The organism is Hyphomicrobium sp. D-2, from assembly GCF_029872155.1.
Classification (GTDB): domain Bacteria; phylum Pseudomonadota; class Alphaproteobacteria; order Rhizobiales; family Hyphomicrobiaceae; genus Hyphomicrobium_A.
This window is the reverse complement of sequence record NZ_JARXLA010000005.1, coordinates 280,178-305,945: the sequence shown is the minus strand read 5'-3', so window position 1 is coordinate 305,945 and position 25,768 is coordinate 280,178. Positions and strand designations below refer to the sequence as shown.

General features: G+C 61.3%; 20 protein-coding genes and 1 tRNA gene. 2 read left to right on the top strand and 19 right to left on the bottom strand.

Going from position 1 to position 25,768, the window contains the following annotated elements; all coding sequences use genetic code 11:
• Positions 1 to 166: 166 nt before the first annotated feature.
• The 15 genes from QEZ49_RS11465 to QEZ49_RS11395 form a co-directional block, all read right to left on the bottom strand.
• On the bottom strand, positions 167 to 1,591 hold the full coding sequence (locus QEZ49_RS11465) for a TAXI family TRAP transporter solute-binding subunit (protein WP_280387001.1): 1,425 nt from the start codon (positions 1,589 to 1,591) through the stop codon (positions 167 to 169).
• A gap of 281 nt (positions 1,592 to 1,872) precedes the next feature.
• Entirely contained in the window at positions 1,873 to 2,310 is a 438-nt protein-coding gene (locus tag QEZ49_RS11460; protein WP_280387000.1) for a DUF6636 domain-containing protein, read from the bottom strand.
• Positions 2,311 to 2,441: 131 nt separating this feature from the next.
• Positions 2,442 to 3,395 carry a rhodanese-related sulfurtransferase gene (locus QEZ49_RS11455; protein WP_280386998.1) on the bottom strand — a complete coding sequence of 318 codons (954 nt, stop codon included), beginning with the start codon at positions 3,393 to 3,395 and terminating at the stop codon, positions 2,442 to 2,444.
• Positions 3,396 to 3,606: 211 nt separating this feature from the next.
• The gene (locus QEZ49_RS11450; RefSeq protein ID WP_280386997.1) at positions 3,607 to 4,926 is read right to left on the bottom strand and encodes a dicarboxylate/amino acid:cation symporter; all 1,320 of its coding nucleotides are present in this window, start codon (positions 4,924 to 4,926) and stop codon (positions 3,607 to 3,609) included.
• Between the two features lie 89 nt (positions 4,927 to 5,015).
• On the bottom strand, positions 5,016 to 7,727 hold the full coding sequence (locus QEZ49_RS11445; protein ID WP_280386994.1) for a DUF2339 domain-containing protein: 2,712 nt from the start codon (positions 7,725 to 7,727) through the stop codon (positions 5,016 to 5,018).
• A 271-nt stretch (positions 7,728 to 7,998) separates the two neighbouring features.
• Positions 7,999 to 10,380, bottom strand: a complete 2,382-nt coding sequence (locus QEZ49_RS11440) for an autotransporter outer membrane beta-barrel domain-containing protein (protein ID WP_280386993.1) — start codon at positions 10,378 to 10,380, stop codon at positions 7,999 to 8,001.
• A gap of 742 nt (positions 10,381 to 11,122) precedes the next feature.
• A complete protein-coding gene (locus QEZ49_RS11435; RefSeq protein WP_280386991.1) occupies positions 11,123 to 12,373 on the bottom strand; it encodes an Hsp70 family protein in 1,251 nt (416 codons plus the stop codon).
• A gap of 463 nt (positions 12,374 to 12,836) precedes the next feature.
• Positions 12,837 to 12,914 (bottom strand) — tRNA-Pro (locus QEZ49_RS11430).
• Positions 12,915 to 12,968: 54 nt separating this feature from the next.
• On the bottom strand, positions 12,969 to 13,679 hold the full coding sequence (locus QEZ49_RS11425; RefSeq protein WP_280386988.1) for a hypothetical protein: 711 nt from the start codon (positions 13,677 to 13,679) through the stop codon (positions 12,969 to 12,971).
• Between the two features lie 174 nt (positions 13,680 to 13,853).
• Entirely contained in the window at positions 13,854 to 14,378 is a 525-nt protein-coding gene (locus QEZ49_RS11420; protein ID WP_280386987.1) for a MerR family transcriptional regulator, read from the bottom strand.
• Between the two features lie 49 nt (positions 14,379 to 14,427).
• Positions 14,428 to 14,748, bottom strand: coding sequence for an integration host factor subunit alpha (locus QEZ49_RS11415; RefSeq protein ID WP_068459234.1), 321 nt, complete (start codon positions 14,746 to 14,748; stop codon positions 14,428 to 14,430).
• 134 nt (positions 14,749 to 14,882) lie between these two features.
• Positions 14,883 to 15,860 carry a beta-ketoacyl-ACP synthase III gene (locus tag QEZ49_RS11410; RefSeq protein WP_280386985.1) on the bottom strand — a complete coding sequence of 326 codons (978 nt, stop codon included), beginning with the start codon at positions 15,858 to 15,860 and terminating at the stop codon, positions 14,883 to 14,885.
• A gap of 104 nt (positions 15,861 to 15,964) precedes the next feature.
• Complete coding sequence (gene plsX / locus QEZ49_RS11405; protein WP_280386983.1) at positions 15,965 to 17,017, bottom strand: phosphate acyltransferase PlsX; 1,053 nt, start codon at positions 17,015 to 17,017, stop codon at positions 15,965 to 15,967.
• Positions 17,018 to 17,205: 188 nt separating this feature from the next.
• Positions 17,206 to 17,730 (bottom strand): YceD family protein, encoded by a 525-nt coding sequence (locus QEZ49_RS11400; RefSeq protein WP_280386981.1) that lies wholly within the window; start codon positions 17,728 to 17,730, stop codon positions 17,206 to 17,208.
• Positions 17,731 to 17,764: 34 nt separating this feature from the next.
• A complete protein-coding gene (locus QEZ49_RS11395) occupies positions 17,765 to 18,346 on the bottom strand; it encodes a ubiquinol-cytochrome C chaperone family protein (protein WP_280386979.1) in 582 nt (193 codons plus the stop codon).
• A gap of 223 nt (positions 18,347 to 18,569) precedes the next feature.
• Here QEZ49_RS11395 and bamE point away from each other — a divergent pair, with 223 nt between their 5' ends.
• Positions 18,570 to 19,025 carry an outer membrane protein assembly factor BamE gene (bamE, locus tag QEZ49_RS11390; RefSeq protein WP_280386977.1) on the top strand — a complete coding sequence of 152 codons (456 nt, stop codon included), beginning with the start codon at positions 18,570 to 18,572 and terminating at the stop codon, positions 19,023 to 19,025.
• A 401-nt stretch (positions 19,026 to 19,426) separates the two neighbouring features.
• Here bamE and QEZ49_RS11385 read toward each other — a convergent pair whose 3' ends face one another.
• Complete coding sequence (locus QEZ49_RS11385) at positions 19,427 to 21,601, bottom strand: sodium-translocating pyrophosphatase (protein WP_280386975.1); 2,175 nt, start codon at positions 21,599 to 21,601, stop codon at positions 19,427 to 19,429.
• Between the two features lie 553 nt (positions 21,602 to 22,154).
• Here QEZ49_RS11385 and QEZ49_RS11380 point away from each other — a divergent pair.
• On the top strand, positions 22,155 to 22,979 hold the full coding sequence (locus QEZ49_RS11380) for a DUF937 domain-containing protein (protein ID WP_280386973.1): 825 nt from the start codon (positions 22,155 to 22,157) through the stop codon (positions 22,977 to 22,979).
• 506 nt (positions 22,980 to 23,485) lie between these two features.
• Here QEZ49_RS11380 and QEZ49_RS11375 read toward each other — a convergent pair.
• The 3 genes from QEZ49_RS11375 to QEZ49_RS11365 form a co-directional block, all read right to left on the bottom strand.
• Positions 23,486 to 23,833: a hypothetical protein gene (locus QEZ49_RS11375; protein WP_280386971.1), complete on the bottom strand. Its 348-nt coding sequence runs from the start codon at positions 23,831 to 23,833 to the stop codon at positions 23,486 to 23,488.
• A 152-nt stretch (positions 23,834 to 23,985) separates the two neighbouring features.
• Positions 23,986 to 24,594: a GDYXXLXY domain-containing protein gene (locus QEZ49_RS11370; RefSeq protein WP_280386970.1), complete on the bottom strand. Its 609-nt coding sequence runs from the start codon at positions 24,592 to 24,594 to the stop codon at positions 23,986 to 23,988.
• Positions 24,591 to 25,697 carry a DUF2157 domain-containing protein gene (locus tag QEZ49_RS11365; RefSeq protein ID WP_280386969.1) on the bottom strand — a complete coding sequence of 369 codons (1,107 nt, stop codon included), beginning with the start codon at positions 25,695 to 25,697 and terminating at the stop codon, positions 24,591 to 24,593. The genes QEZ49_RS11370 and QEZ49_RS11365 overlap by 4 nt, the downstream gene beginning before the upstream one ends.
• Positions 25,698 to 25,768: the final 71 nt, after the last annotated feature.

Sequence of the window (25,768 nt, the reverse complement as noted above, 5' to 3'; positions counted from 1 at the left end):
CTGTGCCAAAGTGAAACCGACGCCGAAAGCGCCCAGACGCCACATATCAACGTTTTGGATACCATAATCCGTCGCAGGACAAAGCATTGCGCGGCATCGTGCCGTCTCATAACGGCACGCCTGGGACGCCCATTCGCGAGAAACCGATGCCGCCGCGCTGGCAGCGTTATTCGGCAGCCATCCGGGGCGCCGGTGCTTCCGGCATCTCGGTCAGCCGCTGGCGCACCAGATCGATATGCAGCCTCAGATGATAGAACTGATCGGAAAAGTAGAGCGGATAGCGGATGCGCCGCACGCCGCTGTCGATCCGCTCGATCTCCGCCAGATAGTCTGCCCGCTGGACAGTCGATGGCGATTTGTCGAGGCGCTTTTCCAACGTCTTGAGTTGTCGATACCAGTACATCAGCCGCCGTCGTACCGTCCACGAATAGAGGCTGGGCATGAAGCGCAGCAGCGGCAGTAAAATCACCAGCGATGGAATGACGAACAGCACAGTCGCCGCGCCGTGATCCGAGATGAAGGCTGTGAGTTTATAAGGGAAGCCCGCTTCCTTCACAGCAGGCGCAGCCGTCCGCAGCGCCACCGGCAGGTCGCCGCTCTTGTAGACCTGACGCGAAGCCTCCATCACCTGATACTCCGGGTCTGAAAGGTGCGGAAACAGGCCGGGCTTGTGGAACAGTACCGGATCGCCGGATTTATCGAACGGCGCCCGCGGATTATGCAGTGCCGCGTGGGTCAGCAGGCTGACCAGCGACGGCGGCAGGTCGGCGCGAACAACCAGAACGGCGCTGGTCGCCAGCAGCGTGATGTCCTTGGCGGGGATCAGCGGCTCAAACTCGACCGCGCCGCGGTCCAGCCTGACCTTGCTGAGCGAGGGGAACCGGTTGACGTATGCATCGGCCTCAAGCGAAAAATCCATCAGCCGGATCGACGGCAGTCGCAGCAGCTTCTGGATGAGTTCGGAATCCGCAGGCTGGACCAAAATGGCAGCTTCGGCGTCGCCGCTCACCAGTTCGGCGGCGTCGGGCGACAAATCACCCATGATCAGCAACGGGTTATCCCGCGACGTGTCCACCCCGTTGGCGCGCAGTAATTGCCCGGCGATGAAGCGCGTTCCGCTGCCGCGTGCGCCCATGAGAATTTTCTTGGCCTTCAGATCGGCCAGCGTGTTGCCGGTGAAATCTGAGCGCACAAACACCCAGATCGGCTCGTAAAACAGCCGCCCCGCCGCCCGCAGCTTGCCCAGCTCCTTGCTCTGCCATTCCTGCGCCTTGGCACGGGCCAGCCGCCCCTGCATGCTGCCGACCAGGCCGCCCTTCACGAAGGCCGCATCGAACTCAGGCGGTTCGGCAACCAGCCCCCGCAGGGTGCGAAACCCCTCCACGCCGGGCTGCAGAACGACGTCTACCCCGTAGGGCGCCAAAGCCTTCTGATAGGCCAGCCCGAGCTCCTGATAGTGCCCGACCCCACCGGTCGCGAGGGTGATCTTGCCATCGGGGCCCGGCGCACCGGTCAAAGCGTAATAGCCGGCCGCAAACAATGCCATGACACTCAACGCGATGACCGTGAGAATCTTGGGCAAGTTGGACATTGAAAACCCCGACACCTTCTGACCAGAGCAGACGTTCTAACAGCTCGCACACGCCATTGGAGTCATCGCGCGGTGACATTCCAATGGCGATTATCCAATGGCGGCTATGGCCGATGCCGACCCCAACCGCTGGCAATCCTGGCGCAGCATCAGGGCGGCATGCGGGCAGGATCTCCCTTCAGCAGCCACGCTACCCCCCAGCACTGCCGCAGCACCAACCGCCCGCAAGCAAAACCAACGTCTTTTGAAAAGCCCTGGCCGCGGCGCGTGAAAATCGAAGATCAGAACAGCGTTTGCTTGGCACGGGACAGCACAAACCCGCGCAGGTTGCCGTTGGCGCAGGTAATACCCGTTTGCTCCGAGCGGCAGGTGAACCCCGCCTGCTGCCACATCTCGCCGTAGCGCAACACCGGCCAGTCGTCGTTGCGCACCGTATCGCCGACGCAACTGAGGCCACTTCCCGCGCCCGCAATCACATGGAACGCCCGTCCCCATTCACCGTCACAATCGGCGGGACGGCGAGGCGGCTGGTTCGATATCTGCAGTACATCGCACCGCAATACTGCAGGCTCGCCCGGCACATCGCCCAGCACTTCCAGCATGCAATGGATGTTGCCCGAGGGCGCCTGAAAGCCGCTGAGCTCCTGCGCCTGCAATCCGGCACCAAGAGCCAGCAAGAAGGCTATCGCCAGCATATTCTTTTGGCTGAGCAACGACATATCGAAACCCTAACGCACACCACGCCAGTCCGCTGGCGGAATACTTCTAAAATATACGCGTCTTCATACGCAGCAATTGCACGCTTTCAATCGGCAGGCAACGTCGGTGCAGGCCCGTGCAACGCCCGTATTTAGATTTCTTCATCCGCCCGTTCATTCGGGTTCGCACCGATGTGCGTCGCCCCACGCTCCGCAGCCAGACGTTCCTGCTTTTGACGTTCGCGATAGCGGGCGCGCTGCTCATCGCTGCGCTCGCCATGGCATGCCGGACAACTCACGCCATCCTCAAACAACGGCGACGTGCGATCCTCGTCGCGCAGCGGCCGCCGGCACGCACGGCACAGCGCATAGTGCCCAAGCTCCAACCCGTGCCCAACGGTCACGCGTTCGTCGAACACAAAGCACTCGCCTTCCCAAAGGCTCTGCTCCGCAGGTATCGTCTCAAGATATTTCAGAATGCCGCCGTGCAGATGATAAACCTCATCGAGCCCCTGCGCCTTGAGATACGCGGTCGCCTTCTCGCACCGGATGCCACCGGTGCAGAACATGGCAACCTTCGGCGCAGTGCCCTGCCCCAGCAGCCGTTCGCGCTCAGCCTTGAACCAGGCCGGAAACTCACGAAACGTTTTGGTCTGCGGATTGATCGCGCCAGCAAACGTTCCGACCTCCACCTCATAATCGTTGCGCGTATCGATCAGGATTGTGCCCGGTTCCTGGATCAACGCGTTCCACTGTTCAGGCTGGATATACTGGCCGACATCCCGTCGAGGATCGATGTCGGGTTCACCCATCGTCACGATCTCATGCTTGATGCGCACTTTCATGCGATAGAACGGTTGCGTCTTGGCCCGCGAAAACTTCACCTCCAGATTGTCTTCGCCCACAAGCCCGCGCACGTGATCAAGCACTTCGGCGATGGCTTCGTCGGAGCCCGCAATGGTGCCGTTAATGCCTTCACGCGCGAGCAGCAGCGTACCCTTCACACCGCGCGAACAGCACAGTTTGGCAAGCGGCTCGCGGGCAGCGGCGCAATCGTCAATCGGATGAAATTTGTAAAGCGCAGCGACGCAGATAGGCAGGTCCACGGGATCGTTCCAGTCGTAAGCATTAACGTCAGCGGTGAAGGTTTTGGCCGGCAAGCATAGCGCAGATAGCACCCACAGGCACCTGCGGCCATAGCGCTATGAACCGCGGCCATCGGGCTTTGATCACCATCAAACCGGCGCACCTTGGCCTTGCGGCCCTACTAGGCCATATCAACGCCGGGCCGCTCAGCAACCATGCCCCTGATGCGTGTCAGGCCGTGCGCTCGGCACTGCCTGCTCCGTTCAGCTCGGCATGCATCCTGTCCACATCCAGCGCACCTTCCCAGCGCGCCACCACAACCGTTGCAACGCCATTACCGATCAGGTTGGTCAGCGCCCGCGCTTCCGACATGAAGCGGTCGATGCCAAGGATCAGCGCCATGGCCGCAACGTCAATCGTGTGCGTTGAGGCCAACGTCGCGGCCAGCACGATGAACCCCGATCCCGTAACGCCCGCCGCACCTTTCGATGTCAGCAGCAACACGCCCAGAATACCGAGCTGTTGCGCCAGCGACAGATCGACATTCGTTGCCTGCGCAAGAAACAGCGTCGCCATCGTCAGGTAAATGCACGTGCCGTCGAGGTTGAACGAATAGCCGGTCGGGATCACCAGCCCGACGATCGATTCCTCGCAGCCCAGCTTCTTCATGCGCTGGATCATGCGCGGCAGCACCGACTCTGATGATGACGTGCCCAGCACGATCAGCAGTTCATCCTTGATGTAGCGGATGAAGCGGAAAATGCTGAAGCCTGTAAGCCAGGCAATCGGGCCCAGCACAAACACGACAAAGGCAACGCAGGTAAGATAGAATGCACCCATCAGGCTAGCCAGCGAACCAAGGGTTTCAAAACCGTATTTGCCGATGGTGAAAGCCATGGCGCCGAACGCCCCGATTGGCGCCAGCTTCATGATGTAGCCAACGATGTTGAACAGCACCTGCGACGTCTGTTCCACCAAATCGAGCACCAGCTTTCCGCGCGCACCGGTCGCCTGCAACGCGAAGGCGAACAGCAGCGAGAACAGCAGGATCTGCAGAATATTGCCGTCTGCAAACGCACTCACAACCGTGCGCGGAATGATGTCGAGCAGATACTCAACCGTGCTTTGATGTTCCGCCTTGTCGACGTAACTGGCCACCGACGCAGCATCGATCTTGCTGGGATCGACATTCATCCCCGCGCCCGGCTGCAACACGTTGGCCACGATAAGGCCAAGCGCCAGCGCCGCCGTTGTCACCAGCTCAAAATATATCAGCGCCTTGATACCGGCACTGCCGACAGCCCGCAGGTTTGACATCGACGCGATGCCATGCACGACCGTGCAGAAGATGATCGGGCCGATGATCATCTTGATCAGCTTGATGAAGCCATCCGCCAGCGGGCGCATCTTCTCGCCCAATTCCGGATAGTAATGGCCCAGCGCAACACCGATCGCGATGGCCACCAGCACCTGCACATAAAGGTGCGAATAGAACGCCCGCTTCGCCGGGCCGCCCGATCCCGCATCGCCGAGCGGCGCAGAAAGCGTCATCGTTGTATCCCCCCAGAAAGGCTGTGTTGTTTAGGCCATATATAAATCACCGATCAGGGCGTGCGGTGGAAATTCTGCCAGGTTAGCGGCTAGGCCCCCGTCGGCTCGCCATCTCCGGCAAGGTCGACCTGCGGACGCGGCCGGGCGAACAACACCCGTTGATACGCAAGCCCGATGCCGATCAGCACAACGCCAAGGCAGATGAAGGACAGCGCACGCCAGATCCCGTCGACACCGGAGAGATCGAACAGGAAGACCTTCAGCGTCGCCATCAACACCAACACGCCCGACGCCAACCGCGCTTCGGAAGACCCGCGCCAGATGCCATAGGCAAGAAGCACCAGCCCGAGCGCCAGCCATGCAACCGAATAGGCCCACTGCTCCATGCCGGTCGTTGGCCGCATAAAGCCTATGTTGGCGCCGTGGAACAGGTGACGCACGTTCAGCGTCACGTAAAGGAACGCCAGCACGAACGACAGACTCGCTGCGCTGACCGTGTACCAGCGCGGGCGCACGCTCCGTGAGATCCGCGCCAGATACAGTGCCATCAGCGACGGCAGCAGATAGCCGAGAAGAAGATCGTTGACGATCCAACCGCCCGTTACCGGTTCGTTTCTAATGTAAGGGTTCCACGCCACGCCCAACCCGACGATGGCGCTGACGATCGCCACGCCGGTGAACGCATAGGAAGCGGCGCGGAACACGGCATTCGCGCGCCCCAGATCGAGCCGCAGCAAGCCCGCCGCGAAACCAAGGCTGACGAAGGTGATAAGCCCCTGCTCGATCATGCTCGATCCATCAACCAGCGGATCTCCGCCGTTCGTCAGATGACGGATCTGGAAGAATGCGAGCAGCCCCGCGAAGATAATGCTCAGGCTGTCGGCGCAGCGAACCGCGAAATCATCGCCATCACGGCGCAACAACCGTGCGGCAAATGCAAAGCACACCGCCGGAACGCCATAGCCGACAAGCAGCCAGTTGAATATCGGCCAGGAGCCGACCTCGGCCCCCATGATGACGGGATCCCACGCGACACGTCCCAACACCACGACACCCAGCGCCGCAGCAGCATAGCGAAGCACCGGAATGCGCTTCTGCGTGGCCACATACGAAACACCAAGCGCCGACAACGCAAACGCTACGGTGAGATAACCACGGTCGAGCATTGCCACCAGCGCGAACGACAGCGCAGCGATCGCCGCAGCGGCGAACGCGCCAGCTGCCAGATGCGGTACTGCGGACGGCGGATCACCTTCACTGTTCTGAAATCGGCTCGCGGCATCGGCGAAGATAAACGCCAGCACAAGCCCAAACAGCGCGAAGGGTATCGAGCCGTCGAACTGCGTGATGCGCAAATACGCAACCGTCAGTGCGGCGAGCGGCGGCACCGTAGCCGCAAGCGCATAGAGCGCTGCGGTTGCAACCGGCAGTTCGCGCCCGTTGTGCAGGCGCATTGCGGCGACAAGTGAAACCGCCAGCGACGAGAACGCCACGAACGGGAAGTAAACATGCAGCACGTCAGGCAGTCGCATGATCGCGCCTACCGCAGGCCACAGGCTCGACTCCGGCGGCGGCGCATCAACACCCCGCCACAGCAACGCAACGGCAATCGCCACGACGCCCGCGAACACAGACGCTACGGCGGATGGCGCTGAAAGCCATGCCGTCGCGGCCAGAATGGCCATCGCACTGGCGGCGAACAGACCCCATCCGGCATCGGCGCCCGCGGAAGCGCTCACGAACAGCACCAATGTCACCAGCAGCGTCAGCGCACCCAGCGAAACAACCGCGATCCAATCCGGCTGCGCTTCAGCGTCCGGCGTTCGTGTATGTGGCGCGACTGCGAAGCAAACACTGGCCAGTGCAAGCTGGATCAACGTATGCGCGAACGCTGCCGAAACCCATGGTTCATCGGGCTGCGCAAGCACAATGCCCCACAGCACGACACCTGCTGTGTTCACCAGCGCCAGCCATAGCCAGCGGCGCAAGCGGGCAAGCCCAAGCGCCGAAGCGCTGATAATCGCCAGGAAGATAACCAGCGCCCAGGGATTGGGCTCCGACGAACTGACAAGCAGCGGCGTCACCATGGCACCCACGAGGCCGATGCCAGCAAGCGCCGGGCCGTGCAGCGCCGACGCCAGCATTGTCGTCAATCCCGCCGCGCCGAGCAGCACGAACGCCGTCCCCGAACCAATTAGTCCGTAAAGCGCGTGGGCGGCGTAGATAGTGCCGAACAGCACCATCGTTCCCGCTGCGGTCAAAATACCGGGAATGTGCGCTGTCGGCACAATATCCATCGGCAGCGCGCGTTCGCCACGACGCATCCACTCGCCCGCGCCCACCAGCGCAAGGGCAAACAACGCACCGAAGACAACGCGGGTTGTCGGGCCGATCAGTCCAGCTTCGATGGAATAGTTGACGAGGAAAATGCCACCAACGGCAAGCGCCGCGCCGCCAACCCACACTGCCCAACGCGTGCCGATCCGTTCCTCAAATCCGGGCGCATGGGCATCCGACTGCTCCGATACGCGCGTCGGCAACGCAGGCGCAACCGGAGCTTGCGGAACTGACGCTTGCGGCGTTTCCTCCACGGCAGCAGGTTCCTGCGCCGATTGCTCGTCGGCAAGCGGTTCGGGCTCTGCAGCCGCCCGCGCTGTCAGTACACCGGCACCCTGAAGCTCAAGTTCAAGCGCGCGGATTGCGGCCTCCGCCTTCGCAAGGCGCTCCTTCAATGCCGTGAGCTGTCCGCTAACCAGCAGCCAAACAGTCAACACCGCGATCAAAATGAGGGTTGCCAGCATGTATTGAAGGCCTGTGTTGCGTCGGGCTCAAATCGCGTCACCCTTTAACAGAGACCATGACCACGCCACAGAAAAATGGCGCATTCGCAGCGGCGATGGTTAAGTTCGCCCGCATTGTGCCGGCCGCGCAGCTTCATGCGTTGATCGAGTTGCCTATTCAGCAACCGCAACCCGCGTCGCTTTCATTAGAGCGAACGATGAGATGACGTGAAAAACCGGCATCGCTTGTCGGCGGAACAGGCCCCGTTTTATCGCGGGGGCGTTGCCTGCCTCACCAAGCAACCTTGACGCCGAGTTTGCCGTCATAGGCGTTGCCGTCCGCGTGTTCGCCGATGCCGACAAGATATGACGCGTTGGCGTAGATCGCGGTGCCATCGCCGATGTCAGTCGAGAAGCCGGTGTTGATCTCGAACGTCGTGCCGCCCATGTCGGCCGCGAACGGGATGAAACCGGTGGCGGATGAAAACTTCGTCTTCGGATCGCCGAGGAACTCGTACCAGAAGTTCGGCCGCACCCAGGCGGTGAAGGTAGATGGTTCACCGGTCAGCCAGGTCGGGGTGCCGAAGTCCTGCGCGAAGCGAACACCCACACGGCCCACCAGCGAGTTGACGTTATCGAAGTGCACCTGCGCGGCAACGTCCGATCCGTTGTTGAGGTTGATGGTCTGATAGGCGAACTGCGCCTGCGGTTCGATGCTGAAGCCACCGGGCCCCGTGTAAACCGGATAGCCGCCTTCAAGCGAAGCACCGAAGGCGCCGCCATCTGTTTTCATCTTCGGGATGCGGTTGGACTTGGCATCAATATCGTACCACGATCCTAACAGCAGCGCGTCGACGTAGGCATTTTCTGGCGTGTAATGGGTCCAGTAGGCGCCCCAGCTGTAGGCCATGAAGCTGTTCTCACCCGCTTTGCCATCGCCGATGTGCTGAACATCGCCGGAGCCATGGCCGATGACGAAGAATGCACCGGCGTGATTGCGTGACGTTCCGACATCGCCGTCGCGATAAAGGTCCATACCGCCCTGGAAGGCCCAGAAGTCATAATCGTATTTCGGGCCGGCGCCATAGATGCCGCCCTTGCCGCCGTCGCGATCACCATGCTGGCCGATGACACGCGCCCATGCAGCATTAGGTGCGCCTTCGGCGTATGCACTGACTAACGTGCCGCGCCGCTCATGCAGCGTGTCGAGCATCAGGCGGCCATAGAGCAGCGTCATCGCAGGCACAGCCGCGTAGAGCGAAGTTTCCTGTCGCCAGTCTGGGATGTCATTGCCGCAGATGGGCGCCGATGGATCGAGTGCGCAGTTCAGCTCGGAGCGCAGATACCAGGCGTTTGGATTGGAAGCATCTTCGCTGCCCCGATAGAGCGAGTATTCATAAGGGCCAGCGATGACCGGAGCTGCGAGCGTGAACAGGCCTGGCACCGTTGTGCCGCCGTTGATCGCATCGACGACCAGAATTCCGTTTAGTTGGGTAAGGTCGCCGCCACCGCCGACGTTGTTGACCGCGAGTTGAGACGTGCCGACGCCAGCTCCGCCATCGATCACAAGTTTATCGGAAGGCGATCCATCGCCGCCAAGCTGCGTGTTTATGCCCAGCGTGCCGCCCTGACCGACGTAGTCATTTACGGACAACGTCTTGAACGGCCCGGCGCTAGAACCCGGCGGCGTGAACTGCACAACGCTGCCTGCATGATTGAGCAAAAGCGTAACGTTTGAGTCGTCGGTGACGTTCCAACGCGTGTCCCGCAAAATGAGCGTAGAAGTGCCGCCAACAGCAGTTGTTGCCGAGCCCGTCAATGTCGAACCGACGGCCTCAAAATCAAGTGTGGCACCAATGGCAACGTTCAGAAGTTCATCGCCTCCCGTCACAGTGGAGTTTGTGACGGTAGCAAACAGCTTACCCGCCTCGACATTGAAGCCGGCACCGTTCGCTGCACTCAACGTGCTGCCGGTGACAGTGACCCAGTTGTCGCCGCTATTGACATGAATAGCGTCTGCACCAATACCACTCGTCGTAATGCTCGAACTGTTGATGTTGAACGTGCCGAGCCAATATGAATAGCCACCATGAGCCCCAGCCCCGCTCGTCACAATGCTCGAACCGTTGAGAGTGATAACGCTATAGCCATCAGCGTACATGCCCCAACCGTCATCTCCACTCGTCGTAATGCTCGAACTGTTGATGTTGATCGTGCCATTGTTACTCCCAACAGCGCCATTGGAGAAGCTCCCGGTCGTTGTGATGGTCGAGCTGTCAACGAAGATTACTGTATTTGTAAATGCCGAGACGCCGCGTGCGGAGCTACCGTTTGTCGTGATGCTCGTTCCGGCGAGGATGCGCAGCTCACTATCATATATTCCAGACGCACCATCGGACAGGTTACCGCTCGTCGTGATGGTCGAGCCTTCAAGCGCAATCAAGCCGCGGGTATAAGCGTAGGCGCCGTGAGCGCCAACTCCACCTGTCGTTACAGACAGCGCAGAGTCGCCGTTGATGACACCATCATCCCTTGCAAACAGACCAACACCGGGCAACCCGTCGGTTGTACCGGTATTATAAGAGCCTGTTGCGTTCACAGTCGTTCCGTTTGCAATCACGGCTTGAGCGGCAGCATCGGCCACCACGGCGACCTCGATCGAGATATGCGCCAATACCGCTGCACAGCCCCAAAAAAACGGATGTCTCCCGCGCGATTTTATGTTTTGAAAAACCGAAGGCTTCAAAGCTGAGCTCCTTGTTGCCGGAACCGCACGCCGCTGCTCAAACGGCAGGAAATTCTCCCTGCCAAAAACCCTGTCAGGCGCCGTCGCCGACGGCAGCCGCGAAACTTGTGCTGATATCGAACGTCATGCCGCCCATGTCGGCTGCCAATAAAATGAAGCCTGTGACGGACGAAAACTCCGTCTTCACATCACGCGGAAAATCGCAACAGAGGCTGGGTCGCCGTAGTCGACTTTTCTAAATTTCTGCATACAAACGGGTAAGCAAAATTTATTCTGGTCTTGGCCATCGTCGCCAACAACTCAGATCACGGATCACAATGATTGATCTGCATCGCCCAGCGACGCTGATCGCCAGCACGAAAAGAGATGCGTTTAACTCTGTCACAAAGAAAACACGGTACACTGACAAATGACCGTCAGACATTCGCGCTATATACTCTGTCGCAATCAGAGACCGATGCTGAGCGTTGCAAATTGAAATTTAAAGGCCGCTGCTAGACGCTACCGTTTAAATTTTGCGCACCGGCCTGCGCTGCCCCCTTCTTGTCGTGAAGCTGAAGCCGCGCCCTCGACCGTTCCAGACGAAAAACCGCCACCGACATCACCACTGAACAACGCGGTATCTTCATTCGGGGGCGTCTGCCGTTGGAGAAGCGCGGCATCAAGCGCGCTACGAACCAAAGCGACTGTGCGCTTCGAGTGCGAGCCCTGTGGCCACGGAGCCGAACGCATCACCTTCCACGATGCGGGCATTGCCAAACGCCTCGCGCAACGTCGCCAGCAGCATCGGTATCCGCGACGAACCGCCGGTCAGAAACACTGCGCCGATGGCATCGGCCGCCACGTTGCTCTGGCTCAGCGTAGTTCTGATCGTCGTATGAATCCGACTGATCTGGTCTGCGATTGCGCGCTCAAACTGCTGCCTCGTGATGTCGATTGGCGCGATGCCCGCGAGCCTCTGCAAATCCATCGACACCTGACTAACGGATGAGAGCTGGATCTTGACGTCCTCGACGGCGGTCAACAGCGCGTGGCCCTTCCTGTTCTCCAGCACCTCAAGCAGCCGGTCGAGCCTTTCAGGCTCGAACATATCGCGGCGCACCTGGCGAATGTCGGCGAAGATCTTCGTGTCATAGAGGAAGTTGATGCGCTGCCAGGTTGCAAGGTCCTGGTACCACCATGAGGGTGTTTCCATGTTCTTGTGACGAAGCTTGGCACCAAGTCCAAGACTGGGAAGCACGGCATCGAGTTCCAGTCGGCGGTCAAAATCGGTACCGCCAATGTGCACGCCCGAATAGGCAAGAATGTCGGACTTGCGGTCCGGCTTGCCGCGCCGATGCGGAGAGACGCGGACGATGGAGAAGTCCGACGTGCCGCCGCCGATATCGACCACGAACGCAAGCTCTTCGGCGCTCACCTGACGCTCGTAGTCGAGGGCCGCGGCGATCGGCTCGAACTGGAATTCAATGTGCTTGAAGCCTGCATGCTGCGCCGCCTGCCGCAGTTGATCCTCCGCGTTCTTGTCGGCCTCGGGGTTCTCGTCCACGAAAAACACAGGGCGGCCCATGACGACCGATGAAGGCTCGTCGGCGGCCTTGCGCACGTAGCTGAGGAACAGAGAGACGATCTCGTCAAATCGGAGGCGCTTTGCTCCAACCTGCGTTTGCTCGTTGATGAGCGAAGATCCGAGCACAGATTTCAGCGAGCGCATCAGGCGGCCGTTCTCGCGCTGCAAGTAGCGGGAGACGGCATCGCGGCCGAAGGTGACGCTTGCGTCCTCGAAGCTGAAGAACACTGCGGTGGGGATTGAAACCCGCCCGTCCTGCAGCGGGATCAGCGCGGGGTGGGCTTCCGCAGCGTGGCCGATGGCGCTGTTAGAGGTGCCGAAGTCAAGGCCGCACGCGCCGGAGGCAAGTGTCATAGTCGCTTCCTGTGAGGATTTGGAGGTGCCGCAAGGCGATGCTGGGGCTGTCTGTGGGCGGTCCGAGCGGACGCTTTAAGGACGAAAATACACCCGCACTGCATCAGGGGCGCATGGGCTAGCAAGCTACGAAGATGTCCGCAAGTTTCACTTGCGATCCCGTGTAGCCGGACGGTCGACGTCGTCCCGCCGGCGCAGCCTTCCGCACACAAGCTGATACCCCGCGCATACCTGATCAGATTTTGTGCCTCGACCGAACTCAGCAGGTGCTTGAGCCATCTCTAAGGCGCCCCGCGCCGCCTAAAACTGGCGCCACCGGACTGGGCGTCCATTGATCGTGGTAGAAATTGCGATCGCAGCCGTTTTAGGCCGTTCAGCGCAGCGAATTGGGCGCAAAAAAGCCCCACGCAGAAACAGCTCCTGCCGGGGCCTGTCGGGCAATGCGTTGATTTTATTGAGATAATGGTCGGAGCGAGAGGATTTGAACCTCCGACCCCCAGTCCCCCAGACTGGTGCGCTAACCAGGCTGCGCTACGCTCCGAAGCGCCCCTTTTGCCAACTGCCGCCGCATCGGTCAAGCGGGGCCTTAAAACCTTTACCCAAAAAGCTTTTCAATCCCCTCCAAGTGGTCCGGCAATCGCCGACAAACCACCCGTCCCGCGCCGGCCTCTGACGCCACAGCGGCATACAAGCCATCCCCCAACGCCAGATCGACCACCGTCAGCACGCTCGCGCCCCGGACAGGAGCCACCGGAGAGGTTGCCTGATCCGCCAATTCCACGTCCTGATCCGCACCGGCCAGCACGGCCCGCGCCCGGGCAGCGAACACAGCAATATCCGCGCCCAAACGGCTTGCGTCAGCCGATGGCGGCGATACAGCCCCACCCCTCACCCCCAAACGCGTAAGCATCCGCCCCACCCCGCAGCCATCGGCCTTGGCCAGCGCTTCAATTCGCACCCACGCCTGCAGAAACCGCATTGTCGGATCGCACTGCAACACGTCCGCGGAGAGATGCTCAGCCGCAGCCTCGATACCAGCACGACGCACCTCGCCTATCCGCACCTCGCGATGGCGCTCGATATCAACGCCGATCGTCCACCCAGTAGTCAGCCCGATCAGCGCCACGCCCGGCGCGTGCGAAAGGCTGAAGGCGTAAGGCGATTGCGCGAGATAAGGCTTGCCGCGTTCCGTCACTGCGAATGTTTGTCGTGCCACATCCGGGCCGCCGACGTGACCAATAATAGCTCGTAATGCGATGTGTGCAGCAAGCCATTCGCTGCGCACCAAATCATCGCGCAGCGCCACAGCCCGTTCATGCTCGGCCGCGCTCAACAGCAGATGGCGCGCCTCGAACGCCTGCAGCGCGGGCGCAGCAGCGGCAATATCAACAAACCAGATTTCACTATGCCAAACGTCTGAATGCAGGACGTTTGTGTGTCGGACGTCATCTGAAGCCGAATGCGGCATCCGCAAGCCCGCTTACGCGCGGGCGCTGCGGCGTGCCTGCGGTTGGGCGCGACGCTCAGACGTTTCCACCGCCTCACCCAGCAGCAGACTGCGGCAGTTCTCCAGCTCAGCGATCACCGCCAGAATCTGCTCACGCGCGGGGGATTTTGCAGCGGCCTGCGCCTGACGCCCCGTCCGCAAACGCTTCAGCCGCGAACGCTTGGCAGTCGGCTCCGGCGCATCCTCAACGGAAGCCACAGCTACCGCAACTTCCGCTTCCGGCTCCGGTCCCAGACCGGCGGCCTTCACGGTATCCACCCCCTGCTCGCGCAGGATCTTCTGCACACCCTTGATGGTGTAACCTTCAGCATGCAGAAGCTGGCAGATGCCGCGCAGAAGATCCATGTCTTCCGGACGGTAGTAGCGGCGGCCGCCACCACGTTTCATCGGCTTGATTTGAGGGAAACGCCCTTCCCAGAAACGCAGAACGTGTTTCGGGACATTGAGCTCGTCGGCGACCTCGCTGATGGTGCGAAAGGCTTCTGCCGTCTTCGTCAATTACGCCTCCACAGGCTGCGCCAGCACACCGCCGCAAACGGGCGGCAGCTCACTCGGCTGCCTTGCTGCGGCGGGCGTGACCCTGGTTGATGCGTTCTTTCATAATGTTGCTGGGCCGGAAGACCAATACCCGGCGCGGCGTGATCGGCACTTCATCCCCTGTTTTAGGGTTGCGGCCCATGCGCTCGCCCTTCTCGCGAATGCCGAAAGAACCGAACGAAGAAAGCTTCACCGAATCCCCGCGCGCAAGGCTCGAAGAGATTTCGCCCAGCACCAGTTCCACCAACTCCTGGCTTTCGTTGCGCGGTAATCCAACCTTACGCACGACCGCATCAGCGAGATCAGCCCGCGTTAACGTCTTGCCACTCATGGCCGTTTTGCCTCCCACTCCACATCTTTTTTCCGATGCTACTTGCGGGCGCGGCCAGCGTCAATCGAGACAACATTTCAACTAGCTGAAATCAAACAAAGAAACATGCCGCGTTGCAGAAAAGATCGGTGCACTCACCAACGGGCCAGCACGGCACCCCAGGTAAATCCGCCGCCCATCGCTTCCATAAGTACCAGCGAACCTTCGTTAATACGGTGATCTTCAAAGGCTTGGTTAAGCGCCAGCGGGATTGAAGCCGCCGACGTATTCCCGTGCCTGTCGAGCGTTACGACGATTTTCTCAGCCGGAACACCCAGCTTGCGCAGCACGCCATCGAGAATGCGCTGGTTGGCCTGATGCGGCACATAGAGATCGATCTCGTCCGGCGCGTAACCCGTCATGACCAGAGTTTCCTCGATCACGCCGGAAATCTTTTGCACTGCATGACGGAACACTTCGCGCCCATTCATGCGCAAATGGCCAACCGTCTTGGTCGAGCTCGGTCCACCGTCCACGTACAGCAGATCTTCAAAGCGGCCATCGGAGCGGATACGCGAAGCCAGAATTCCGCGATCCTCGCGCGTGCCGATCTGAGACTGCGCTTCCAGCACGACTGCACCGGCGCCGTCGCCGAACAGCACGCAGGTGGTGCGATCCTCCCAATCGAGGATGCGAGAGAAGGTCTCGGCACCAACGACAACGGCCCGCTTGAACTGCCCGGTCTTGATAAAGTTATCGGCGATGGTCAGCGCGTAGACGAAGCCCGAGCACACAGCCTGCACATCGAACGCGGCGCCCTTGGTGACGCCCAGACCCTGCTGGATCCGCACAGCGGTAGCTGGAAAAGTGCGATCCGGCGTAGCGGTCGCGCAGATAACCAGATCGACATCAACCGGATCGATACCGGCGCGAACCAGCGCCTGCTTGGCAGCCGCGATGCCCAGATCGGAGGTCATTTCCCCGTCAGCCGCGATGTGGCGCTCGCGAATACCGGTACGTTCAACAATCCAGTCGTCGCTGGTATCGACGATCTTCGCGAGGTCGGCGTTGGTCATGACGCGCTTGGGAAGATAGGCGCCAACGCCTCGGATCACTGAACGGATGACTGCCACTGAGCTGCCTTGCTTATCTTATTGTTGGCCTTGGGCCTGCTGCCTAAACCCGATGGCACGCGCACACAAGCGGTCAGGACGTAGTTCACTCACGATCCTGACCATTAGCCGGCTGTTGTGTCCGTCGTCGCCTCAAGCTTGTGATGGAACGCCGTCAGATCAGCCGTAAGCCGAGGAATGAGGTGGCTCTGGGCCATTTCGTACGCGAGATCGACGGCGCTGGCAAAGCCAAGCGCGTCAGTTCCCCCATGGCTTTTCACGGCAATGCCGTTCAAGCCCAGGAACGTGCCGCCATTTACCCGCCTCGGGTCCATTTTTTCCTTCAGCACCCGGAATCCGCCCGAAGCCAGCACCGCACCCAGCTTTGAAAGCCAGGTACGCCGCATCGCCGCGCGGAGATATTGGGCAATCTGCTTGGCGGTGCCCTCGGCTGTCTTCAGCGCGATATTGCCCGCAAACCCTTCAACCACCACCACATCAACGCTGCCCTGCCCGATCTGGTCGCCTTCGATGAACCCGCGATAATCAAGCGGCAGCTCCGCCGTACCCTTGAGGATGCTGTGCGCCTCGCGCACTTCATCGACGCCCTTCACTTCCTCGACGCCCACGTTCAGCAGGCCAACGGTCGGCCGCTCGATATGGAACAGCGCGCGGGCCATCGCCGCGCCCATCAGCGCCAGATGGCACAGCTCGCGCGAGGAAGCGCCGATATTGGCGCCGACGTCGAGCACGATGCATTCGGCATTTACAGTCGGCCAGATTGCCGCCAGCGCGGGCCGCTCGATGCCCTTGATCGGACGCAGGATCAGCTTTGACATAGCCATGAACGCGCCGGTGTTGCCGGCTGAAACGGCCACATCCGCTTCACCGTTGCGCACAGCATCGATTGTCATCCAGAGGCTGGTGCCCTTGCCGCGCCGTAGCGCCTGGCTGGGCTTCTCGCTCATGTCCACGACGCGATCGGTGTGCACAACGCGTGACTTGGCCGCCAGCGCAGGCAGCCGCTCAAGCTCGGCGCGGATGGCCGGCTCGTCGCCATAAAAAATAAAACTCAGCGCTGGAGAGCGCTCTAATGACAGTGCTGCGCCGGGTATCACAACCGAAGGGCCATGATCGCCACCCATGGCATCAAGCGCAATTGTCCGCGGCTGAGACATAGCGCGGCTCGCCTCGTAGTTTTTCGCCTATGGAGAGGTAGCGGAGGACACGATTGGCCACCCCTTGAAGTAGCGGACCATACTCTTTTGCATATGCGAAACAACCGGATTCTGGCGCTCTCCCACCGCGGCTTTGTGTGCCACTGCGGCCATAATGCAACGATGCCGCACCGCAAGGGTGCCGCACTTCAGGCCCCGTCCTTCAACTTTTTCAGGATATCGAACGGCCCCGCTGGCCGCTCATCATCGTCCGCGTCACCGCCCTCAAAAGCAGCTCCGTCCTTGCGCGGATAGGGATTGAGGTTCGCCACCAGCGTCTCGAAAACAATCCGGCCAGCATCGATCTCGCCCCGCTCGATGGGCTCGATTTCTGCCGCCGAAAGCGCTTCCACCTCATCCGCGCTGCTCTGAGGCAAACCCTGCGCCGGGCTGTATTCGACGTCGAACGCCGCCTTCACATCTTCGTCCAGCGGCTCAAGCGTCACCACGCAGCTCTGCTTCAACCGCGCCTTCAGATCGCCCGCCAGCCGATAATGGCCCTTGCCCAGCGCCCGGATGGAAAAACGGGTATCGAGAAAGTCGCAAGCCAGCAGCCCCAGCTCCGCAGCAATGGCGGCGCGTTCGGCCTCGGTTGCGACGCGGCTTTCGCGCAGGCCGCCATCGGGGATTTGCGTCGTCCGATAGGACCAGCCAAGTAATGCTGCTTCGGTCATGGGTCGTGATCGCCTGTGCTCGTTCGTGTGTTCGTTAATCTGTAGCGCCAGCGCCGGTGATGTGCGCGCCAGCTTCACCAATAAAATCTGCTACTGGCGGAAAAATTACCTCGCCCGCAGATACATCCACATCGGCCAGCGCCCGCTGCCCCGCCTGGGCATAGCGCGCCAGCACGGCCGCATATGCGCTGATCTCGGCGGCAGCGTCCGCATTGCCCTCGACATCATAGACGTGCCGGGCAAACGACGCCGCCAGCGCCGCCGCATCGGCGTCAGTGGCCGTCGCGTCACGGTAATCCATCAGCCGGTCGTAAAGCCCAGTCGCGGCCCGCCGCACTTTCTTGGGTACCGACAGATCGCCGGTTGCCAACTCGCGCAGGCTGTCGTCAATGTCGGCGACGAACATCTCGACCAGCAGCCGATCCAGCTTGCTGTCGGCGACACCCTGCTCCCGCAGCCGCTCCAGCACCAGAATGAGATGCAGCACCAGCATTTCGTAACGGCCGACGGGCGTGTCCGGCACACCCAGCGCGGTGTAAAATTCTGGGCTGCGGGATTGCGTCACGACCGCGCCATAAATTTTTCCTGCCTTACGGCGGGTCCTGGAGCGGAACATCAGGGATTCCAGCATGGGTGCCGGGGCCTTTGGTAAACGAACCTATCGGGGAAAGAGGACGCAGGGTTGTATCTGTGCCGTTGCAATCGCGCAGCCCACGGGCTAAGCGCAATTTCGCCCTGCTCTCAATGCAGTCTCGGGAACACATAACATAATGCGCCGAGAGATGAACGACCACCAACGCCACACGCCCCCCCAGCGCCTCAAGCCTGTTGAGCCTGCCATGAAGCGTGGAGGCATCCGCTGCCTTTCGCTTGTCGGCCTGCTCGCCAGCGCGCTCGCTCTCGCCGCCTGCGATTCCAACGTCATCAAGCATGGCGTGCAGTTCCATGAGGGCGATCTGCAGCAGGTCCAGCCCGGCATGACGCAGGAGCAGGTGCGCATGAACCTCGGCACGCCGTCCACCACCGCGGTGGTCGGCACCAGCCAAGCCTATTACTACATCTCCAGCACCGCCACGCAGACCGCGTTCATGCTGCCCACCGAGCAGGACCGCCAGGTCGTTGCGGTTTATTTCTCGCCCGGCGGCACCGTCGAACGCGTCGCCAACTATGGCATGAAGGACGGCCGCGTGTTCGACTATGTCTCGCGCACCACGCCAGCGCCGGGCGGCAACGACGACGGCATCATCAAGCAGCTGTTCCGCAACCTCGGCACCAAGCAGATCTTCGGCGACTAAGAGACTTTCTTCTTTTGCACCGGCGACTTTTCTCTCGCACCGGCGACTCTCCTCCGCGGAGCCGGCCGCCGGTGCTGGAAGAGTCAGTATTGGCGCTGCCGCTCGCCCCTGAGCGCCGTCATCCCGACGAAGGTCGGGATCCACGCCAGCTTACGCTTTCGCTTCTCCTTCCGCACCGGCGACTCTCCTCTGGGGAGCCGGCCGCCGGTGCATGCTTGGTGCTCTTATCGGTGAGCGGGCAGGCAGTAGCGCTGCCCCCACCTCCCCGCACCGTCTTGCCGGCGAAGGCTTCCTACGCGCTCGGCGGCCGGCTCCGCGTATCGAAGTCGCTGAGCGCCATAAAAAAGGCCCGGATCGCTCCGGGCCTTTTCGTTTTTCAATGCAACGTACGTGCTCAGCTTTCAGCCCTGTGCAGCCAGAACCGCCAGCAGCAGCAGCGCAACGATGTTCGTGATCTTGATCGCCGGGTTCACGGCCGGTCCCGCGGTGTCCTTGTAGGGATCGCCGACGGTGTCACCGGTCACGGCTGCCTTGTGGGCGTCCGAACCCTTCTTGTGCTTCACGCCATCCTTGTCGACGAAGCCGTCTTCGATCGCCTTCTTCGCGTTGTCCCAGGCGCCACCGCCCGAGGTCATCGAGATGGCGACGAACAGACCGTTGACGATCACGCCCAGCAGCATCGCGCCGACAGCCGAGAACGCCGCGCTCTTGCCCTCTGCACCGCCGCCCGCGATGTAATAAATCGCGAAGTACAGCACGATTGGCGACAGCACCGGCAACAGCGAAGGAATGATCATTTCCTTGATCGCTGCACGGGTCAGCAGGTCGACAGCCGCCGCATAGTCCGGACGGTCCTTGCCCTGCATGATGCCCGGCTTGGCCTTGAACTGACGGCGAACCTCTTCAACGATGGCACTACCGGCGCGGCCAACGGCCGTCATGGCGATGCCGCCGAACAGGTACGGAATGAGACCGCCGAGCAGCAGGCCAACAACCACGTACGGATTGGCCAGCGAGAAGTCCGGCGACACACCCTTGAAGTAGGAATAGGCGCCGGTAGCGGACTTGTTGGCTTCATCGATGAAGTGCTGCAGGTCGTAGCTGTAGGCTGCGAACAGCACCAGCGCACCCAGACCAGCCGAACCGATGGCATAGCCCTTGGTCACGGCCTTGGTGGTGTTGCCGACAGCGTCGAGCGCGTCGGTCGAGCGGCGCACTTCGCTCGGCAGACCCGCCATTTCCGCAATGCCGCCGGCGTTGTCCGTCACCGGGCCGAAGGCGTCGAGCGCAACAACCATGCCGGCAAGGCCGAGCATCGTCGTGGTGGCGATTGCCGTACCGAACAGACCGGCAAGTGCGTAGGTCACGAGGATGCCGACAACGATCACCAGCGCGGGCAGCGCAGTCGACTCCAGCGAGATGGCGAGGCCCTGGATCACGTTGGTGCCGTGGCCCGTCACCGACGACTGGGCGATCGAGCGCACCGGACGATAGCCGATGCCGGTATAGTATTCGGTGATCCAGATGATGAGGCCCGTCACGCCGAGACCGGCAAGGCCGCACAGGAACAGGTTCCAGCCGGTGATGGTCTGGCCAGCGGCCGTTCCAATTTCACCGAAGCCGCCCAGCACGTAGTGCGTCGCCGCCCACAGACCCGCAACCGAGAGAATGGCGCTGGCAAGGAAGCCGCGATACAGCGCGCCCATGATCGAGTTGTTGGAGCCCAGCTTGACGAAGAACGTGCCGATGATCGAGGTGACGATGCACGCGGCGCAGATGGCGAGCGGATAGACCATCAGCAGTTCAAGGTTAGGCTGACCGGCGAAGAAGATCGAGCCCAGCACCATGGTGGCGACAACCGTCACCGCATAGGTCTCGAACAGATCGGCCGCCATACCGGCGCAGTCGCCGACGTTGTCGCCGACGTTGTCGGCAATCGTTGCAGGGTTGCGCGGATCGTCCTCGGGAATACCAGCTTCCACCTTGCCGACGAGATCGCCGCCAACGTCAGCACCCTTGGTGAAGATGCCGCCGCCGAGACGGGCGAAGATGGAGATCAGCGATGCACCGAAGCCCAGCGCAACCAGCGCGTCGGTCACGGTGCGGGAATCCGGCGCGAAACCTTGCCCGGCGGTCAGGAAGAAGTAATAGCCAGCGACGCCAAGCAGCGCCATGCCGGCAACCAGCATGCCAGTGACAGCACCCGACTTGAACGCGATGTCGAGGCCGCGGGCCAGCGAGTGCGTTGCCGCCTGCGCCGTACGCACGTTGGCGCGCACCGACACGTTCATGCCGACATAACCGGCAAGACCGGAGAGCACTGCGCCGATCAGGAAGCCGATGGCCACCAGGTAGCCCAGCAGCAACCATGCGGCAGCAAAGATGACGGCGCCAACGATGGCGATCGTCGTATACTGGCGATTGAGATAGGCCTGCGCGCCTTCGCGAATGGCGCCCGCAATCTCCTGCATCTTCGCCGTACCGGCGTCAGCGCTCATGACCGAGCGGATTGTAAACGCCGAGTAGGCGAGGGCTAGCACGCCGCAAGCGACGATCCCCCACAGCACTTCCGTCATTTTTTGTAATCCCCTATAGCGGCTTACGTACCGTTGTCGGCCTTCAACGCAAGTTGCTGACCTAACGCCTCTGTGACAATTCGCGGCGGAACATGCCAAATGTGTGGGCCGCTTGCAACACGGCTCGGCAGTCCCTACCCAGTTCTTAGTGCGCCGTCAGATAGCGGTGAAAGTAGCCATTTGGAGGAAGTCGATTATTCGTCCGCCACTAACGGACATGCGAATCAATATTGCGGCCACGGACAGCTTCGAAGCGTTCCAGTTCAGCCGGACAAGCGATTAGGATCGCGCAATATTTTTAAAATCGGCCGCGCTCGAAACAGCCGTCACAGAGCTGTCGCCGAAGTCTGCAACATGTTGAAACAATGGTGCATCGGTCACACGCGAATCGCGACCGTTCACCGCCATGTGCGATTTTTCTGCTAATTTTTCCGATTGTTGTGTTAGTCAGGGCGCGACGTTGGAAACGTTCGTACACAATCTGTGAACGACACACCTCGAACATGGAGGACAACGCCTTGCCAAACCTTCTGGTACTGAGCGAAGGACGCCCGTGACGTTGGGCGCCGAACAGAACGTCCGTGGCCCCATCTGGGGCGAACTCACACGGGCGCAGAACCGGCAAGCTGTCAGCAATCTGGCACGAGCCTTTCATCTTCCGCGCATGCAGGCAAAGACCGCCGTACTGGTCATGCTGGATGCGCTCACGCAGTCACTCGATGAAGACGCGCTCTCGCGCGACAGGCTTGCACGCCTGATCACGTTGCTTGGCAACGGCGATTATGAGCGCGTGCTTGAGACCCCCACGCTGATGGGCGCACCGTCAACGCAGACCATCGGCAAAGACGCATTGAATGTATTGTTCGGCCCTGAGGCCGCAGCAAACCTGTCCAGTCACGTCGCGAATGCCGCCGGCATCAGCGTCACGGTTGCCGAGTATCTGTTGCCGGTCGTAGCCGCGATGATCGTTGGTGGTCTGTCTTTCCTGACGCGCGCCGAAGTGATCGGCTTCATCCGCAATGAACCGGCGATCCCTGAGGATTTCACCGCTGCATTGCAGTTGCCGGTTGGGCGCGGCAGCAGCGGCTTCTTCAACGGCCTCACGCTCGCAACCCACACTGTTTATGGCGACGCTGAGCGCGCAGATCTGTTTCGCCATCTGGCGGAAGAGATCCGTCTCGGCGCCAATGCGGCAGCGGCAGATCCCTACGAGCCAGTCCGACGCATCATTGCGCGCGGTTTCGGCATGCGGGCGCGGTACGTACCCTGGTTCGCCAAACTGCACGTATGGGGCACATCGGCATTGCAGTCCGCTGGCACGCAGGCGCAGCAGCGTCTCAACCAGTTCCGCACCCGGATGCGGCACGAGGATCGGTGAGAATTTTTAGCTAGCGCTGGCGACTGCGCTCCGCGCAGCCGGCTGCCAGCGCTGATTGGTGCGCGCTACCTCCGCACACCGTCATCCCGACGACGGTCGGGATCCACGCCAGCTTCATTTTTCGCACCGGCGACACCCCTGCGGGGCGCTGGCCGCCGGTGATTGTTCTTTCGCACCGGCGACTCCGCTGCGAGGAGCCGGCCGCCGGTGCAGTTTAAAGGGTGCCTTCAGCGGAATTATCGCGGAGACTTGCGCGGCTCCCGGCCTGCGTCGGGAAAACGTACTTCTCGCGTCCGAGCGACCCATCGAAGTATCGCACACGCTCACCCCTGCTTTATGAGTGCACGCGCACGATCAGCACGCAGATTTTCAGCGCCTGCCCTGATCCCGGAAAATACCAACCGTCGACCACAACAAAAAACGGCCACGTCGCAACGTGGCCGTTTTGCTATTCGTCATGCAGGCCCAGCGCCCTCAAGTGACGCTGCGGGACATCTAAACCAGGATCAACGCTTGCAGGCGCGTGCTTCCACATCGCAGCTCCAGCCGGCGGCGGTCTGCGAGCAGCCCACCTTCTTGCTGGCGGCGCGGCTGAAGAACGCCCATGAGCGGCCATATTCAAGATTGGTGAAATCCTGCCAGGACTGAATGGCATCCCGTTGGGCAGCGGCCTTGGTCGAATGACGTCCGCTGCTGCCGTAATGCCAATGGTCAGTCAGACACAGCTTTCCACCTTCGCGGCGCACAGCGTGAAGGGCCGTTGCCAGGCCTGTTTCTTGCGCGATGGCCACCGGTACTACAGTCGTGATCGTGACGGCGGCTACCGCCAACGCCAACATAGTTCTAGGCAACATTTCCACCCCCCAGGTGCGTGAATTCTTGCCAGTGATTCAATGGACACTGACAGATTCTCTATGACACCTCGATAGGCAGTGGCGCCCCAGACCTGAATTAAGCCGCACGACGCGGCAATCAGGTCACAGCAGAGGCCGGAATCTGATGCCCGTCAGAGCAACGGTTCCTCGTAAACGCGCTTTCCATCCGCCATCAGACCTTTGATGGCCGCCGTTCCGCTGTCGTCCACGGCCAATATAGCGGAAATCTTCCGGTCACCGACCATCCGCTCAAGTTCGCGCCCTGTTCCCTCCGGCACGAAATAGCTTTCGATGCCATAGCTGAGCCCGATGTTCGGTTGCTGATCGGCTTCGTTACGCGACGGCTGATAGGCATAGGTCACACGCCCGCGCAGCACCACGTCGCCCGCTGCAACGCTCTCCGGCGGATGTGCCGACGTCGCCACGGAAGTCCAGCTGCCGTCGTCACCCTTGTGCAGCGTCACGAAGAACGCATCGCCCCGTTTTGGCACCACCGACCCGGCCGGCAGTTTCACGCGCGAGATGTCGTACCCTAGGATCACATAATCGCCGCGGAACAGGCTGCGCGGATCGACCGGGATCACATCCAGCACCACCTCGCGCCCATGGCTGAGCAGCGACGCGCGATCCCAGATCATCCAGCCCAGCACCGCAGCCTGTCCCAGCGCGACGGCGGCAATCGCGAGCCACAGATTACGGCGCGGCGTTTCAAGTTTGCGATGTGCGAATACGTCGGTCATCGCGCAGCCTCCAGGTTAGGGTGCACCCGCGCATGCAGGCGGTAGGCCACGTAAGCCAGCAGAACCACAACAAAGCCCACGGTCAGGAAGAACAGCGACGAACCGAACAGCGTGCCCACGGTCTTGAAATAAAGCCCCAGCACTTCAATCGAAAAACCGGCATAGCCCAGCCACAGCAATCCAGAGCTGCCCCGCTGCAGTCCCAGAGCGATGCCAGCCAGCACCAACGCCAGCGCCGCGACTGCGAGCACGATAAACTCATTGAGCGGCGCGCCTTCGATGAACTGCATCGCAAACAGCCCCGCGAACGCGATCACCAGACCATAGCCGATGGCCGGGATCACCCAGTCATGCAGCCTGCCGTCATCCAGCTTCGCCAGCGCCACACCGGCGCCAAACACCAGCAGGCCGATGACGACAACCACGCCATGGCCACCGCCGCTGCCGTCAAGCAGGCTGTAGCCCAAGCTGATAATCCAGCCCGCCAGCGCCACCGCCACCAGATGCAATCCACCTACCCAGCGCTGCGCGGCAATTGCTGCCGCCACCGCAAGCCAGCCGAGCAGAAATGACCAATGCACGCTGCCATCGATTGTCCGTTGCCATCCGCTCCACAGGCAGACCAGCAGCAGCGCCACCGCCAGCGCCGCATTCGAGCGCAGCAGCACGCCAGCCGCCAGCGCGCCGATCGCCCACACCAGCACCGCATCGGGCGGATTGCCCTCGATGTGGAACATCTGCGAAATGAGCATGATGCCCGCGCCGAAGATCGCCACGCCCGCCAGCACCGCAGCATCGGCAAAGTTGGAATGGTTGCGTTCGTACAACGCGCCCGCAATGCCATACGAGGCGAACAGCCCGGCGAAAATCATCACCAGACGCCACAGCCTCGGCATCTCGCTCCAGTTGGCCGCAACGAAGCTCATGACGCCGAACCCGATCAGCACCGCACCGAGAATGGCCAGCGCCGTTGCGAGGTCGAGTTTGTTGCGGTCGCCCGCGGCGACATCCTGCCGGATGGCGGCCTCACCTTCGGCGTTCAGCCATCCGGCCTCCCGCCAGCGGGCCAGATCGCGGTCCAGCCGCTTGGCATAGCGTGACATGCTTATCTCTGAGAACTTGCGGGGCCACCTTCTGCAAAGGCAGCCACCGGCGTGATTGAAAGGCGACCGGA